Source organism: Actinomadura kijaniata NBRC 14229, assembly GCF_001552175.1.
Lineage (GTDB): Bacteria > Actinomycetota > Actinomycetes > Streptosporangiales > Streptosporangiaceae > Spirillospora > Spirillospora kijaniata.
Genome location: NZ_BCQR01000001.1, coordinates 131851 through 147283, shown reverse-complemented (window position 1 = coordinate 147283; position 15433 = coordinate 131851). Strand labels below are relative to the sequence as shown.

The 15433-nt window shown below is 74.2% G+C and carries 15 protein-coding genes; 9 read left to right on the top strand and 6 right to left on the bottom strand.

Going from position 1 to position 15433, the window contains the following annotated elements; all coding sequences use genetic code 11:
- From AKI01S_RS00700 to AKI01S_RS00685, 4 genes are all read left to right on the top strand, one after another.
- A partial coding sequence (locus tag AKI01S_RS00700; RefSeq protein ID WP_067810993.1) for an asparagine synthase-related protein occupies window positions 1–1237 on the top strand: 1237 nt, incomplete at its 5' end.
- Window positions 1237–1494, top strand: coding sequence for a lasso peptide biosynthesis PqqD family chaperone (locus tag AKI01S_RS00695; protein ID WP_067810990.1), 258 nt, complete (start codon window positions 1237–1239; stop codon window positions 1492–1494). The genes AKI01S_RS00700 and AKI01S_RS00695, both read left to right, overlap by 1 nt.
- Window positions 1491–1928, top strand: a complete 438-nt coding sequence (locus AKI01S_RS00690; protein ID WP_067810987.1) for a lasso peptide biosynthesis B2 protein — start codon at window positions 1491–1493, stop codon at window positions 1926–1928. Before AKI01S_RS00695 ends, AKI01S_RS00690 begins: the two co-directional genes overlap by 4 nt.
- Window positions 1925–3754, top strand: a complete 1830-nt coding sequence (locus AKI01S_RS00685; RefSeq protein ID WP_067810978.1) for an ABC transporter ATP-binding protein — start codon at window positions 1925–1927, stop codon at window positions 3752–3754. The genes AKI01S_RS00690 and AKI01S_RS00685 overlap by 4 nt, the downstream gene beginning before the upstream one ends.
- Here the strand turns inward: AKI01S_RS00685 and AKI01S_RS00680 are convergent.
- A complete protein-coding gene (locus tag AKI01S_RS00680) occupies window positions 3696–4793 on the bottom strand; it encodes an NAD(P)/FAD-dependent oxidoreductase (RefSeq protein ID WP_067810976.1) in 1098 nt (365 codons plus the stop codon). The two genes, AKI01S_RS00685 and AKI01S_RS00680, sit on opposite strands and share 59 nt — an antisense overlap.
- 75 nt (window positions 4794–4868) lie before the next feature.
- Complete coding sequence (locus AKI01S_RS00675) at window positions 4869–5744, bottom strand: RNA polymerase sigma-70 factor (RefSeq protein WP_067810973.1); 876 nt, start codon at window positions 5742–5744, stop codon at window positions 4869–4871.
- A gap of 388 nt (window positions 5745–6132) precedes the next feature.
- Between AKI01S_RS00675 and AKI01S_RS00670 the strand changes: the two genes are divergently transcribed.
- The 3 genes from AKI01S_RS00670 (at window position 6133) to AKI01S_RS52615 (ending at window position 10120) form a co-directional block, all read left to right on the top strand.
- Complete coding sequence (locus AKI01S_RS00670; protein ID WP_067810970.1) at window positions 6133–7368, top strand: PucR family transcriptional regulator; 1236 nt, start codon at window positions 6133–6135, stop codon at window positions 7366–7368.
- Window positions 7369–7591: 223 nt separating this feature from the next.
- Window positions 7592–8821: a PucR family transcriptional regulator gene (locus AKI01S_RS00665; RefSeq protein ID WP_067811034.1), complete on the top strand. Its 1230-nt coding sequence runs from the start codon at window positions 7592–7594 to the stop codon at window positions 8819–8821.
- Between the two features lie 171 nt (window positions 8822–8992).
- Window positions 8993–10120 carry a COG1361 family protein gene (locus AKI01S_RS52615; RefSeq protein WP_067810967.1) on the top strand — a complete coding sequence of 376 codons (1128 nt, stop codon included), beginning with the start codon at window positions 8993–8995 and terminating at the stop codon, window positions 10118–10120.
- Window positions 10121–10183: 63 nt separating this feature from the next.
- On the opposite strand, the gene AKI01S_RS00655 is transcribed toward AKI01S_RS52615, so the two are convergent.
- From AKI01S_RS00655 to AKI01S_RS00645, 3 genes are all read right to left on the bottom strand, one after another.
- Window positions 10184–10819 carry a TetR/AcrR family transcriptional regulator gene (locus AKI01S_RS00655; protein WP_083998685.1) on the bottom strand — a complete coding sequence of 212 codons (636 nt, stop codon included), beginning with the start codon at window positions 10817–10819 and terminating at the stop codon, window positions 10184–10186.
- An 87-nt stretch (window positions 10820–10906) separates the two neighbouring features.
- Complete coding sequence (locus tag AKI01S_RS00650; RefSeq protein WP_067810964.1) at window positions 10907–11626, bottom strand: aggregation-promoting factor C-terminal-like domain-containing protein; 720 nt, start codon at window positions 11624–11626, stop codon at window positions 10907–10909.
- A gap of 89 nt (window positions 11627–11715) precedes the next feature.
- Window positions 11716–12252: a MarR family winged helix-turn-helix transcriptional regulator gene (locus AKI01S_RS00645; RefSeq protein WP_067810961.1), complete on the bottom strand. Its 537-nt coding sequence runs from the start codon at window positions 12250–12252 to the stop codon at window positions 11716–11718.
- A gap of 254 nt (window positions 12253–12506) precedes the next feature.
- Between AKI01S_RS00645 and AKI01S_RS00640 the strand changes: the two genes are divergently transcribed.
- The gene (locus tag AKI01S_RS00640) at window positions 12507–13322 is read left to right on the top strand and encodes an MlaE family ABC transporter permease (protein WP_083998683.1); all 816 of its coding nucleotides are present in this window, start codon (window positions 12507–12509) and stop codon (window positions 13320–13322) included.
- On the top strand, window positions 13322–14176 hold the full coding sequence (locus AKI01S_RS00635; protein WP_067810959.1) for an ABC transporter permease: 855 nt from the start codon (window positions 13322–13324) through the stop codon (window positions 14174–14176). Before AKI01S_RS00640 ends, AKI01S_RS00635 begins: the two co-directional genes overlap by 1 nt.
- On the opposite strand, the gene AKI01S_RS00630 is transcribed toward AKI01S_RS00635, so the two are convergent.
- Window positions 14146–15405 (bottom strand): RNA-guided endonuclease InsQ/TnpB family protein, encoded by a 1260-nt coding sequence (locus tag AKI01S_RS00630; protein WP_169813888.1) that lies wholly within the window; start codon window positions 15403–15405, stop codon window positions 14146–14148. The genes AKI01S_RS00635 and AKI01S_RS00630 overlap by 31 nt on opposite strands.
- Between the last annotated feature and the right edge of the window lie 28 nt (window positions 15406–15433).

Sequence of the window (15433 nt, the reverse complement as noted above, 5' to 3'; positions counted from 1 at the left end):
CCGCTGGTGGGCGCCGCCCCGGCCGGACCGGCCGCTGGCCGACGCCGCCGCCGACATCCGCGCCGCCCTCGCCGACGCCGTCGACGCCCGCACCCGGGGCGGCGGCACGGTCAGCTGCGACCTGTCGGGCGGCCTGGACTCCACCTCGGTGTGCGTGCTGGCGGCCCGCGGCCCGGCCCATGTCGTCGCCAGCACCTGGCCGGGCCTCGACCCCGCCGACGACGACCTGGAATGGGCCCGCCGCGCCGCCGCCCACCTGCCCGACGTCGAGCACGCCGTCTGGCCCGTCGAACGCAGCCCGCTGGTCTACGCCGGGCTGCCCGACATCGACGACGTCCTCGACGAGCCGACCATCGGCGTGATGGACCACGCCCGCGTCCTCAGCCACGTTCCGGCGCTGGTGGCCAAGGGCAGCCGCCTGCACCTGACCGGCATCGGCGGCGACCACGTCGCCTGGTGCTCCGAGGCCCACTACCACCGGCTGCTGCGCCGCCGGCCGCTGCTGGCGGCGCAACGCCTGCGGGGTTTCCGCGCCCTGTTCACCTGGCCGCCGGGCCCGATGGCGGCGGCTCTGGCCGACGCCCGCCCCTACGGACGCTGGCTCGCCGACGCCGCCGCCGACCTGCGCCGTCCCGGGCCACCCCCGGTGACCGGCGCGCTCGGCTGGGGAACGCCGCCGCGGCTGTTCGAATGGGTCACCCCGGACGCCGCCCGCGCCGTCGCCGAACTGCTGCGCCGGACCGCCGCCACGGCGCGGCCGCTCGCCCCCGACCGCGGCGCGCACGCCGACCTGGAGGCGATCCACACCACCACCCGCATCGTGCGGCAGTGGGACCGGGCCTGCGCCCGCGCGGGGCTCCCGGCCGCCCACCCGTTCTTCGACGACCGGGTCATCGAGGCGTTCCTGGCGGTGCGGCCCGAGGACCGCGTCACCCCCTGGCACTACAAGCCCTCCCTGGTCGCGGCCATGCGCGGGGTCGTCCCCGACGCCTGCCTGGCCCGCACCAGCAAGGCCACCGCCGCCACCGACGCGGTGCGGGGCCTGCGCCGCCACGCCGCCGAACTGGACGCCCTGTGGGAGACGTCCCGCCTGGCCCGCCTGGGCCTGGTCGACGCCGACCGCCTGCGCGCCCTGACCGGACGCCCCGACGACCCCCGCCTGCGCGGCCCGATCCTGTACTCCACCCTGGCGTGCGAGGTCTGGCTCCGCGCCCGTTCCCGTGTGAAGGAGCCCTGATGAGCCTGCGACTGCGTCCCGGGGTGTCGACGGCCGACACCGAGTACGGCACGGTCGTCCTCGATGAGCACAACGGCCAGTACTGGCAGCTCAACGCCACCGGAACGCTGGTCGTCCGGCTGCTGCTGGACGGCCGCACCCTGGGGCAGGCCGCCGCGGCGGTGGCCGAGGAGTTCGACGTCACCGCCGAGCGGGCGCTCGACGACGCGACCGCTCTGCTCGACCGGCTGCGGACGGCCGGCCTGGTGGTGTCATGAGCACTCCCGCCGCGCTCGGCGACCGCGCCGCGCTCCCGCCCGTCCGCCGGGCCGCCGCCCTGGCCGCGGTGGGCCTGGCCCGCCCGCTGACGCTGCTGCCGCCGCACCGCCTGCGCACCGTGCTGACCCTGCTGCGCCGTGGCGCGGCGCCCGCCGGCCACGCCCACGCCGCGGCCGCCCGCCAGGCGGTCACCGCCGTCAGCCTGACCTGCCTGGGGCCGCAGGGCTGCCTGCCCCGGTCGCTGGCCACGGTCCTGCTGTGCCGCATGGCGGGACGCTGGCCGACCTGGTGCGTCGGCGTGCGCGTCACCCCGCCGTTCGGCGCCCACGCCTGGGTCGAGGCCGAGGGCCGCCCCGTCGGGGAGGACATGCCCGAGGGCTACCTCACCCCGCTTCTCACCGTCCCGCCCCACCCCGGGGCGTCCTCCCGATGACCGCCGGAGCGCGGAGCCTGCTGCGGCTGGCCCGGGGACACCACGGGGCGATCGCGGTCACCGTCGCGCTCACCCTGCTGTCGTCCGGCCTGGCGCTCGCCCAGCCCCTGGTCGTCAAGACGGTGATCGAGACCGCGGGGCGGGGCGGGGTGACCTGGCCGCCGGTGGCCGCCCTGGCGGGGCTGTTCGCCGCCACCGCCCTGACCCAGGCCGTGGTCCGGTACCTGGTGGCCCGCACCGGCGAACGCGTCGTGCGCGGCGTCCGGCACGCCCTGGCCGACCGGCTGCTGCGCCTGTCGGCGCCGGCCTACGACCGGCTCCGGGCCGGTGACCTGATCTCCCGCACCGGCACCGACACCGTCACGCTGCGGCACCTGGTCGCCAACGCCTGCACCGACGCGGTCACCGGCTGCCTGGGGCTGACCGCCGCCGTGGCGCTGATGCTGTGGCTGGACTGGGTGCTGTTCACGGCCGTCGCGCTGCTGGTCGCGGTCGCGGCGGCGGCCCTGGCGTTCGCCCTGCGCCGGATGCGCGCCGCCTCCCTGGACGCCCAGCGCGCCGTCGGCGCCATGGCCGCGGACCTGGAACGGGCCCTGTCGGCCCTGCGCACCGTCCGCGCGGCGCGGGCCGAACCCCGCGAGATCCGGCGCGTCACCGGGCACGCCGACGGGGCCTACGACGCCAGCCTGCGCATGGCCCGCTACGACGCCCTCGCCGCGCCCGCGACCGAACTGGCCGTCACCGGCTCGTTCCTCACGGTCCTGCTGGTGGGGGGCCTGCGCGTGGCGAACGGCACGACCTCCGTCGCCGAACTGGTCGCGTTCCTGCTGTACCTGCTGTACCTGACCGCGCCGCTGGGGGCGCTGTTCGAGGCGTTCAGCACCCTCCAGCAGGGCAGCGGCGCCGTGCACCGCATCGACGAGGCGCTGCGCCTGCCCCGCGAGGAGACGGCGGGCTCGGCCCCGGTTCCGGCGGCGCGTCCCGACGTCCCCCTGCTGGAGCTGCGGGACGTGTGGTTCGGCTACCAGCCCCGGCGGCCGGTCCTGCGCGGCGTGTCGTTCCGGGTCCCCGAACGCGGGCACGTCGCGCTGGTCGGGCGCTCGGGGGCGGGGAAGTCCACCACGTTCGCGCTCATCGAGCGGTTCCACGACCCCGACGGCGGACGGATCCTGTTCCGCGGCGCCGACGTGCGCTCCCTGGACCGCGCCGGGTACCGCGCCCGCGTCGGCCTGGTGGAGCAGGACTGCCCCGTCCTGCACGGCACGCTGCGGGACAATCTCCTCTACGCCGCGCCCGACGCCGACGACGCCGACCTGCGGGAGGTGCTGGACCTCACCAACCTCGCCGGCCTGGTCGCCCGCCTGCCCGGCGGGCTGGACTCCCCGGTGGGGGAGCACGGCTGCCGCCTGTCGGGCGGCGAGCGCCAGCGCGTCGCCCTGGCCCGCGCCCTGCTGGCCCGCCCCGACCTGCTGCTGCTCGACGAGCCGACCTCCCATCTGGACGCCGCCAACGAACGGGCCCTGCGCCACGCCATCGACCGGGCCGCCGCCCACTGCGCGCTGCTGGTGATCGCCCACCGCTTCACCACGATCCGCGCCGCCGCCCACATCCTCGTCCTGGACGAGGGCGGCATCGTGGCCGCCGGCACCCACGACCACCTGCTGGCCACCAGCGACCACTACCGCGCCCTGGCCGACGGATGGCTCGCCGACACCCCGCCCGCCCACGAGAGCGCCCTCCGCTCCACCGACCGCCGGAACGCCGCCGTCAGCGAAGGCCGGGGTGCCGCAGGCGGGCCACCGTGCCCCTGGTCACCGCCTCCTTGAACAGGGCCGACGCCCGTCCGGTGAGCACCGCCGGAAGGGGACTGTCATCGGCCCTGGCGAACTGCGTGACGCCGTCGCGGCGGCCCAGGCTGACGTTCGTCCAGAGGTAACGGACGCGGTGCGGCGGCGGCGTGCGCCCGGCGAGCAGGTCGGCGACCGCGCGTCCCGCGTACCGCCCCATCGGCAGGGCCGTCTGGCACGACATGCGGGACCGCCCGCCCACGTCGGCGGCGTCCCCGACGGCGAGGACGTCGGGATGCGACACCGAGCGCAGCGTCGCGTCGACGGCCACCCGCCCGGCCCCGTCGACGGCCAGGCCGGACGCGGCGGCCAGGTCCGGGACGCGGAACCCGGCCGTCCAGACCACCGCGTCGGCCGGCGCCTTCCGGCCGTCGGCCAGCAGCAGCCCGCCGCCCCCGACCTCGGCGACGGGGGAGTGCTCGCGCACCCGGACGTCCAGGCGGGCGAACGCGTCGTGAAGGTGCCGCCGCGCGCGCTCGGACAGGCCCGCGCCGATCCGCCCGGCGGTGACCAGCTCGACGCGGAGGCGGGGGTGGGCGGCGGCGAGTTCGGCGGCGGTCTCCAGCCCCGTCAGCCCGCCGCCGACGACCGTGACCGAGGACAGTTCGGGGAGCAGGGAGCGCAGCCGCCCCGCGCCGTCGGCCTGCGCCACGGTCAACGCGTGCTCGCGCACGCCCGGCACGGCGTCCACCTCGGCCCCGCTCCCCGGCGCGTAGACCAGGACGTCATAGGGCAGCGCGCCCGGCGCGGCGTCCACGCGCAGCACCCTGGCGTCGAGGTCGATGCCGGTGACCCGCGCGACGACGAGCTCGACGCCGGTCCCCTCCAGCAGGTCCGCGAGCGGCAGCGCGGGCAGCGGCTGGCCCGCCGCGAGCTGGTGCAGCCGGACCCGTTCGACGAAGTGGTCGGTCGCGTTGACCAGGGTCACGCGGGCGCGGTCGCCCAGCAGCCGCGCGGCGCGCCCGGCCGCGCCGAGCCCCGCGTATCCCGCGCCCAGTACCACGATGCGGTGTGTCATGTTCCCTCCCGGACGAGTTCGCGGGTTGAACCGGATGGCCCGCCCGTTCGTGACGGAGAGCGCGTATGACACGGCTCACATGGCGGCCTGCGCGGCGGCGTAGGCCAGCTTGTCCGGGTTGAGGACGAACCGCACCGCGTCGATCCGCCCGCCGGAGACCTCCACGGCCAGGACCGCCGTCAGCGCGGACCCGTGCCACACGAGGACGGCGGTCTCCCCGTTGACCTCGGCGGTCTCGAAGCGCGCCCGGGCCGCCTCCACGCGGCTCCACATCCCGCGCAGGTAGCGCGCCACCCGGTCCCGGCCCTCGACCGGCCGCCGCGCGGCGCGGCCCCCGCCGCCGTCGGCCCACACCGTCACGTCGTCGGCCAGCAGCCGTTCCAGCGCCGCGACGTCCCCGTCGCCGGCGGCGGCGAGGAAGCGCTCGACGACGCGGCGGTGGTGCTCGCGGTCGGCCTCGTACCGCCGCCGGGGCTCGCCGACCCGGGCGCGGGCCCGGCGGTGCAGCTGCCGGGAGTGCGCCTCGTCGATGCCGAGCACCCGGGCGATCTCCCGGTGGGGGTGCCCGAACGCCTCGCGCAGGATGAGCACGGCGCGTTCGGCCGGGGTGAGCCGTTCCAGCAGCACCAGCACGCCCATCGACACCGACTCCCGCTGCTCGGCGGTCTCCAGCGGTCCCAGCGCGCCGCCGCCGGTGAGCACCGGCTCGGGGAGCCACGGCCCGACGTAGCGCTCCCGGCGGTTCCGCGCCGAGGCCAGCCGGTTGAGGCACAGGTGGGTGACCACGGTGGTGAGCCACGCCGCCGGGACCTCGACCGGCCCGGACCGGCTCCATCTCAGGTAGGCGTCCTGGACGACGTCCTCGGCCTCGGCCGCCGACCCCAGCATCCGGTAGGCCAGGCCCAGCAGCCGGGGCCGCTGCTCCAGGAACGTCTCCACCGCGGCTTCCACGCCGCAGATGCTAGGACGCGGGCGACGCGACCTCGGCCGCGGGCCGGGCGCCGCGCCCCGGCCGCCGTTCCGTGCCGGCGCGGGGGTTTGTCACCGGCTGATAGTTCCGCCGGGGTGGACGCGTGAATTACCGAAGACCTGGGTTGTCACTTCGGAAGAAAAATTCCGGGCTTGTCGAACACCATTCTTGTCACTCGGTGAGGAGCAGGTCAGGGAAGGGTTGTCACCGAGTGAGGAGAAGGGATTACCGTTCACTCCGCTGCGTGCGACCGCGAGTCCGTCGCGTGAAAGTACGTGATCAATGATGCATTTTCCGATGGCCTGAGTTACGGTTTCTCTGGCATTTCTTCGGAACGGCGTGGGTGCTCTCTCGTGGAGGGAGGTGGCGATGGCGCGGGACACGGTGGCCGCGGTGGGAACGGCGGGGACGGTCGTGGTCCCGGCCGAGGTGGTCGCGGCCCTGCGGGCCGAGTCCGCCACCCTGGCCGACGAGGTCATCGCCGGGATCCGGGAGGCCGTCCCCGCCTACTCCGAGCCCGTCGAGACCTCCTACCGGCCCGCGTTCCGGGTCATCGTCGAGCAGGCCATCGCCGCGTTCGTCGACCGGCTCGGCGGGTCCGGCGCCCCGCACGAGTACCGCGACGAGCTCTGCCGGGCGATGGGGCGCGGCGAGGCGCGGGACGGGCGGGCGCTGGACGCGCTCCAGGCCGCCTACCGGGTCGGGGCGCGGATCGCCTGGCGGCGGCTGGCCGAGACGGGGCGGCGGCACCAGGTGTCGCCGGCGGTCATGTCGGTGATCGCCGACGCGCTGTTCGCCTACATCGACGAGCTGGCCTCGCTGTCGGTGCAGGGCTATCTGGAGGCGCGGGGCCGCGACGACGGGACGCGCGCCGAACGCCACCGCCTCCTGCTGCGGACCCTGCTGCGCCCCGGGGCCGCGCGGACGCTGCTGGCCGAGGTCGCCGTCGAGGCCGGATGGGACGTGCCCGCCGAGGTCACGATGGTCGCCCTGCCGGCCGGAACGCCGTGCGAGGCGCGGGCCCTGGCCGCCGACGTGCTGGCCGACCTGGACGCCGCCGAGCCCCACCTGCTGATCCCCGGCGCGTTCGACCGGGGCCGGGAGGAGATGCTCGCCGCCGCGCTGCCCGACCGGCGGGCCGCCGTGGGGATCACCGTGCCGCTCGCCGCCGCGGCCGACTCGCTGCGGTGGGCGCGGCGGGCGCTCGCGCTGGTCGAGGCCGGGGTGCTGGAGGACCGCGGGCCCACCCGCTGCGAGGACCATCTGCTGGACCTGTGGCTGCTGGCCGACGGCGCACTGCTCGACCAGATCGCGCGCAGGCGTTTCGCGGAACTGGCCGATTTGGGCCACGCGCAACGGGTTCGCGTCGCGGAGACGCTCGCCGCGTGGCTGGAGACGGACGGCAACGCGGTGGCCGCGGCGCGGCGGCTCGACGTCCATCCCCAGACCATCCGCTACCGGATGCGGCAGATCAACGGCGTGTTGGGGGAACGCCTCACCGAACCGGCGGGGAGGTTCGCGCTGGAGGCGACGCTACGGGCGAGCCGCCTTTTGGACCATCCGATGGAGGTGGACCGAAATCGTATCGGTCATGACGGTGGGTGAGAGGTCCATCATCGCTGGTGATTTTAAGGTTTCTTTACGGAAACGCTTCTGTTCTTGATCTAGCTTTCGGTGTGCTTCAGCTCACACAGCTCGGTGGCGCGCAGGGGTCCCCGCTCGGCGCGCCCTGCCGGGTCGAATGCTCGACCGCCGCCCGTCACGAGGCCGGACGCCCCGCCCGGTCCCCATCCACCCCGTGACGGCGGTGCTCCGGGAGGTGTCACCGTTGACGCAGACGTTCGACCTGGGCGAGATCGAACGCCGGCCCGACCGGTTGCCCCGCGGGGTGGCCGAGCTCATGCGGCCGGAGCTGCCCAGCCTCGCCGTCGAGATGATCGAGGAGATCCGCCGCAACGTCCCCGAGTACGGCAATCAGGCCAACGCCGCCTACCTGGAGGCGCTGCGCATCGGCGTCGAACGCGCCCTGCTGCACTTCGTGGAGCAGATCGCCGACCCGGGCGCGCCCCGCGAACGGCACGACGAGACCTACCGCAGGCTCGGCCGGTTCGAGGCGCAGGAGGGGCGGTCGCTGGACACCCTCCAGTCGGCGTTCCGGATCGGCACGCAGGTCGCCTGGCGGCGGGTCATGAAGATCGCCCCCCGGTACCGGCTGCCGTCGATCGTGATGGCGCAGCTCGCCGACACCCTGTTCTCCTACCTGGACGAGCTGGCCGCGCTCGCGCAGGAGGGGTTCCTGGAGGAGCGGCGGGAGGGGGAGACCCAGACGCACCGGCGGCGGCTGCTGGCCCTGCTGGTGCGGGTGCCCGCCCCGTCGCGGCGCGCGGTGGCCGAGATCGCCGCGCTGGCGGAGTGGCCGCCGCCGGAGGAGGCGACGCTGGTCGCGGTGCCCGCCGACGCGCGCTGCCGCCGCGCCGCCCTGGACGACGACCTGCTGGTCGACCTCACCGCCGACGAGCCGTACCTGCTGGTGCCCGGCGAGCTGACCGCCGACCGGGAGCGGATGCTGACCGAGGCGCTGCCGGAGGGCCGGGTGGTGGCCGGGCCGACGGTGCCGGTGGCGCAGGCCGCCGACTCGCTGCGCTGGGCGCGCCAGGCGCTGCTGCTGGTCGAGTCGGGGGTGCTGGGGGACGGCCCGGTGACGCGCTGCGAGGACCACCTGGTCACGCTGTGGCTGCTGGCGGACCGCGCGCTCACCGAACGGCTCGCCCGGCGGCACCTGGCGGGGCTGATGTCGTTGCCGGAGGCCCAGCGGGACCGGCTGCTGGAGACCCTGCGGGTGTGGTTGACGACGCGCGGGACGGCCGCCACGATCGCCGAGGAGCTGCACGTCCACCCGCAGACGGTGCGCTACCGGATGCGGCAGCTGGAGAACGTGCTCGGCGACCGCCTCACCGACCCCGAGTCGCGGTTCGCGATCGAGGTGGTGCTGCGCGCGCTGTGGCTGCGGGACCGCGCCGACATCCCGCCCGGTTCTTCCGGAAATGTCATCGGATGATAATCCCGGCCATTGTCACAAGGCGCGGATAATCACTTGGCGATGACCTTCACCAACGGCCTTGCTCCGGTTGTTCGGCCCGTGTTTCGATCCCTTTCGTCGCGCGTTCTCGCGGCCCTCGCGGACAGGGAAGGCAGGTGGCAGGTGCGCGTCCGGAAGGCAGGAATCCCCGTGCTGGCGGGACTCGGTGCGGCGGCGGTCCTCGCGGTCGGCGCGCCGCCGGTGCTCGCCGACCCGACCCCCGACCCGAGCACCACGGCGTCCGAGCCGGAGCCCAGCCCCAGCCCGAACCCGGAACCCACCCCGACGCCCGATCCGACGCCCACCGATCCCAAGCCGACCGACCCGAAGCCGACGGATCCCAAGCCCACGGATCCCAAGCCGACCGATCCCAAGCCCACGGATCCGAAGCCCACCGATCCCACGCCCACCGAGCCGAAGCCCACGGACCCGACGCCCACCCAGCCCACGCCGACCGACCCGAAGCCCACCGAGCCCCGGCCGACCGACCCCACGCCCACCGAGCCCGGCCGCCCCGTGCTGTCCCTGGGCGTGTCGGTGTCGTCGGCGACGGTCCGGCCCGGCGGGACGGTCACCATCACCGCCCGCGTCGCGTCGGCGACCGCGACCGCGTCCGGCACCGTCCTGCGGATGTCGGCCACCCGCGCGTCGGTCAGCCCCGGCAGCCAGGCGCTCGGCGGCGTGGACGCCGGGGGACGGTCCGCGCTCGCGCTGCTGTCGGTCCCCGGGAACGCCAAGCCCGGCATCGCCAGGCTGACCGTCACCGCGTCCGCCGCCAGGGCCGCCGCCCGCTCCCAGACGTACTCGATCGTCATCGTCGGCCCCAAGGGCGAGCTGCCGGCGGGTCTCGGCCCGTCGTCCCTGCCGCCCGACGTCCCCCCGATCACCCCCGACCCCTCCACCGCCAACCCGCTGGGGACCATGAGCGGGCCGCAGGTGGCGTTGCCGCCGGTCGCCGGGCCGCAGCTCGCGGGGCAGCCGCTGACGATGGTGTTCCAGGGACGGCTGCGCGCCGCGCACGAGGAGACCTCGCCCGTCGACGACGCGGCGGCGGTGGCCGCGGGCACCCTGGCGGCGGGCGGGACGTCGCTGATGCTCGTGCTGCTGTGGCGGCGCGTCGGCCGCCGCGGGCTGCCCCCGGTCCGCCGCGCCGACCTGCTCCAGCTCCGGCTGCAGGGCAAGCGCGTCACCCGGGCCCGGCTGCGCGCCCTGCCGCCGCGCCCCGCCCGGACCCGGCTGTGGATCCCGGTGCGGGCCCACCGCGCCGTCCGCCTGTGAGCCCGGCCCTCCCGCCCGCCACGTGCCCCCGTCCGGACGGGAGGGCCCGAACGCCCGCGGCCCTCAGCGGGCCAGCCGGATGAGGATGCGGACCACCTCGTCGAGGATCTCGTGCGCCTCGGCCGCGTCGTCGGCCAGCGCGATCTCCCGCCCGGCCTCGCCGATGACCGTGGTCAGCACCAGGCTCAGCACCTGGATGGCGCGGTCGCCGCCGTGGCCGCGCAGCAGCTTGGTGTTCTGCCCGATCCACTTCTGGGCGCGCTTGCGCCGCATCAGCGAGAACCCCGACGGGCCCTCCCCGCCGTGGAACAGCCGCGCGGCCTCCCGGTGTTCCCAGCACACCTCCAGGTAGGCGCGGGCGCCCGCCACGAACAACGCGATCGGGTCGCGCTCGCCCGCCGCCCGCGCCGCGGCCACCGCCTGCGCGGCCCGGCCCTCCTGCTCGCCCGACAGCTCCTCGTACAGCGCCAGGTACAGCCCGGCCTTGCCGCCGTAGTGGTGGTAGAGGCTGCCGACGCTGATCCCGGAACGCTCCACGATCTCGGCGATGCCCGCGTCGGCGTAGCCCCGGTCGGCGAACACCTCCAGCGCGGCGGTCAGCAGCGCCTGCCGGGTGGCGTCCGCCCGCGCCCACTGCCGCCCACCGCCGCCGCCCTCGCCGCTCGCCTCGCCGTCCTGCCCGGCCCTGCTGGTTCGCATCCCCACATGGTGCCGCCGACCGGGCCGCGCCACCAAGCCGGGACGCGGCCGGAACCGGCTCGGCGCCACCGGCCCGGCACCACCGGCTCAGTACCAGTGGTGCGCCTGCCACCAGGCCCAAGCGCCGCACGGATCCTTGTACCGGGCCCTGATGTAGTTCAGGCCCCAGGCGATCTGCGTGGGGGAGCTGGTCCGCCAGTCCCTGCCCGCGGTGGCCAGCTTCTCCGCCGGGAGCGCCTGCGGGATGCCGTACGCGCCGCTGGAGGGGTTCTCGGCGCGCTCGTTCCAGCCGCTCTCCTTCGTCCACAGGATCTTCAGGGACGGCCAGCAGCGGTCCCAGCCCCGCAGCGCCGCCATCTTGCGGCCGTAGCGCTGGTTCTCCGCGGACGACGGGTTGGACGTGGCGAGGCGTTCGCGCTCGCGCTCGGCCTCCTGCTTCCGCTTCAGCTCCGCGGCGGCCCGGGCGTCGCGCTTCGCCTTCTCCCGCAGCGCCCTCATCTCGCGTTCGTGCTCCTCGTGGGCGCGCTTCTTGGCCTCGGCGACCGCGCCCGCCACGACCGGGTCCATGTCGGACGCCTGGAGCTTCGCCAGCATGTCGTTGGTGGACAGGTCCCCGGCCCCGGGCGGGGGCTCGGCGTCGCCGCCGACCGCGTCCAGGTCCACCAGCACCACGCCCCCGGCCAGCACGCCCACCGCGACGGCGGTGATGGTGACGTTGTGGGTCAGGATCCGCCAGAGCCTCCGGCTCCGGGCACGCGACGGATCCTGCGGCGACTTGCGACTGTGGGTGCCGTGACTGCGTGGCATGAGAGAAAGAGTGCCTTACCTCGCGGGATGGAAGTGCCGTCTTGACCGGGTACGCACGCGCGGTCACCCGGGGTTCGACACCCCCGCGTTCACAGCTCGTGGTCGTCGAAGGCCAGCCGGGCGGGCTGCAACGCCTCGAACACCTGCCGGTGCAGGCCGCCGAGCGCGGCCAGCTCGCCGTCGGGGGACTCCAGGGCGGCGTTCACCGCGCGGGCGCGCTCCCGGCCCTCCTCGGTGATGTGCACGTAGGTCGCCCGCCGGTCGCGCGGATGCGGCGTCCGCGTCACCAGGCCCGCCGTCTCCAGCTGGTCCACCGTCAGCTTCACCGACGTGGGGTGCATCATCAGGATCCGGCCGAGCGTGCTGAGCCGCGCCCGGCCCTCGGCGGTCAGCGCGAGCGTGGTGAGCAGGAAGTACCCCGTGCGGCCGAGACCGTGCCGCTTCACCTCGTTCTCCAGCGCCTTGGTGACCAGGCTGTGGAGGCGGCCGAGCGAGCAGATGGCCATGAACGGCCAGGGCTCGCCGGGCATCCCCTGGTCGCCCCAGCGGTCGTGGATCCCGGTCACCAGAGGGTCCACCGGAGGGTTGACGGCGCGTTGCGCACCCTGTTCGATCTCGGTCTGCACCGGGTGATCGTATCTTCCGACAAATGCAGATGTAAGTACTCGCTTCTTAGAACAACTTCCAATAGAGTGCTCCAGATCACAGGTGGTGCCGGCGTGTTCCCCGAACGCCGCCGGGACCACTGTGATCCCGGATCCTCCGGCGGGCGTCCCCCGCGCGCCGGAGCTCCGGAGCATCGGATGGGCGCCGACGTCCGAGAAGCGAAGGAGGCTGGAATGACCCGTGCCCCTGCCCCCGAGGGGGAGGTCTCCGGCTGATGGCCCTGAGCCTTCAGGGAACCCTGTCCAAAGCCCCCGACCTGGCCAGACGCCGCGCCGGGAAGGCACTGGACGAGACCGGGCTGCTGTGCGTGACCCTCCTGGAGGGCCTGCGCCGCACCTGGGACGTCCGCCAGTGGTGGGGCGAGTTCATCGAGCAGTGCTGGTTCCTGGCCCGCGTCACCAGTGTCCCGGTCATGCTGATCGCCGTCCCGCTCGGCGCGACCATCTCCCTCCAGGTCGGCGACATCGCCCGGCAGCTCGGCGCGCAGTCGGGCACCGGAGCCCTGCTGGTCGCCGCCATGATCCAGCAGGTCGCGCCGCTGGCCGCGGCCCTGCTGGTCTCGGGCGTCGGCGGCTCGGCCATCACCTCCGACATGGGCGCCCGCAACATCCGCGACGAACTCGCGGCCATGGAGGTCATGGGCATCAACCCCATCCACCGCCTGGTCACCCCCAGGCTGTGGGCGGCCAGCACCGTCTCCGCCCTGCTGTGCTCGGTGGTCATCCTGGCGGGCGTCCTGGGCGGCTACTACTTCAACGTCATCCAGCAGGGCGTCAGCCCCGGCGCGTTCTTCGACGGGGCCACCACCCTGCTCCAGTTCTCCGACCTGCTCATCACCCTGTTCAAGGCGTGGATGTTCGGGTTCATCGCCGCCGCCGTCGCCTGCTACATGGGCATGAACTGCGACTACGGGCCGGTCGGCGTGGGCCGCGCGGTCAACCAGGCGGTCGTGGTCACCTCGATCGTGGTCTTCCTGACCAACTACGTGATCACGATGCTCTACCAGGTTCTCGTCCCCCCGAGGTTTTGATGGTCGCCATTTCCCCCGTACGCAGGTTCGGGCGGGCGGTGCGGACCCGAACGGCCGGCCTGGCCGCCTCCGCCGACCTCCCGGTCTTCCTCGGCCGGGTGCTGTACCACCTGCTGTTCGACATCATCCTGCGCCGCAAGTACGGCAAGACCCTGCTCAAACAGGTCTCCGACATCACCGTCGGCGTCGGCGCCCTGGTCATCGGCGGCGGCATGATCTTCGTGATCGCGACCATGTCGCTGGCCACCGGCGCCATGGTCGGCCTCCAGGGCTACCCCGGCCTGGAACGCATCGGCGCCGAGGCGTTCACCGGCCTGGTCGCCTCCTACTCCAACGTCCGCGAGGTCACCCCCATCATCGCGGGCGTCGCCCTGGTCGCCCAGGTCGGCACCGGCTTCACCGCCGAGATCGGCGCCATGCGCATCTCCGAGGAGATCGACGCCCTGGAGGTCATGGGCATCAACTCCCTGGCCTACCTGGTGTGCACCCGCGTCGCCGCCGGCGTCATCGCCCTGGTGCCGCTCTACCTGGTGTCACTGTTCATGGCGTTCTTCGCGACCCGGTTCATCTCCATCGAGTACTACGGCCTGTCGCCCGGCATCTACGACTACTACTTCCACCTGTACCTGCCGCCCATCGACGTGTTCTACAGCGTCATCAAGGTCGCGGTGTTCGCGTTCATCATCATGTTCGTCCACTGCTACCGCGGCTACTACGCGGCGGGCGGCCCCGTCGGCGTCGGCGTCGCCGCCGGCCGGGCCATCCGCGAGTCCACCATCCTGATGATCCTGATGAACCTGGTCCTGTCGTACGTCTTCTGGGGTCACGGCAGCACAGTGAGGTTGACCGGTTGACTTCCTCCGCCTCGCAAGCAAGGGGACTCCCGCCGCTCACGCCGCAGGGTTTCCTGCTTCACCGCCGACCGCCCCGCTCGGGAGGACTCCCGTTGAGGTCTTACACCGGCTCCACAGGCCGACACCGCCAGCCCGGCGGCCAGGATGTTGCGGGCCGCGTTCACGTCACGGTCGTGGACCGCGCCGCAGCCGCATCTCCAGACGCGTACGTCCAGGGGCATCTCGTCGCGCAGCGCGCCGCAGGCCGAGCACAGCCTGGACGAGGGAAGGAAGCGGTCGACGACGACCACTTCGCGCCCGTACCAGGCGGCCTTGTACTCCAGCATGGAGCGCGCCTCGCGCCAGGCCGCGTCGGAGACGCCGCGAGCCAGACGCCTGTTCCTGACCATGTTGCGCACGGTCAGGTCCTCGACCGCGATCGTTTGGTTCTCACGAACGAGCCGAGTGGTCAGTTTGTGCAGGAAGTCCCGCCGCCGGTCGGCGATCCGGGCATGGACGCGGGCGACCTTCAGCGCGGCCCTGCGCCGGTTGGCCGACCCCCGCGTCTTGCGCGTCAGCTCCCGCTGCGCCCTGGCCAGCCGCGCCCGGTCCCTCCGTTCATGCCGGGGATTGGGGATCTGCTCCCCGGTCGACAGGGTCACCAGACGGTCCAGCCCCATGTCGACGCCGACCGCCGTGTCGGTCACCGGGAGCGGCCGGACGCCGGTGTCCTCGCACACCAGCGACACGAACCAGCGCCCCGCACGGTCCCGGGAGACCGTCACGGTGGACGGCGCGACCCCCTCGGGCAGCGGCCGCGACCACACGATGTCCAACGGCCGGTCCATCTTGGCCAGTGTCAGCCGACCGTCCCGGTAGCGGAACGCCGAGGCGGTGTATTCGGCCGAGGCGCGGGACCTGCGCTTGGACTTGAACCGCGGGTGGCGGGCGCGTCCGGCGAAGAAGTTGGTGAAAGCGGCCTGCAGATGGCGCAGCGTCTGCTGGAGCGGAACCGAGGACACCTCGTTGAGGTAGGCCAGTTCGCCGGTCCTCTTCCAGGCGGTCAGCATCGCCGAGGTGGCGTTGTAGCCGATCCGTTCGCGGTGCCGGGACCATGCTTCGGCGCGGACGGCCAACGCCAGGTTGTAGACCTTGCGCACGCATCCGAACGTCCGCACCAGCTCGGCCGCCTGCGCGGGCGTCGGATGGAAGCGGTACTTGAACGCCCTCTTCACGACACCAGAGGTCACGCCTCACAAGCTAGGCGTGATCATGTGA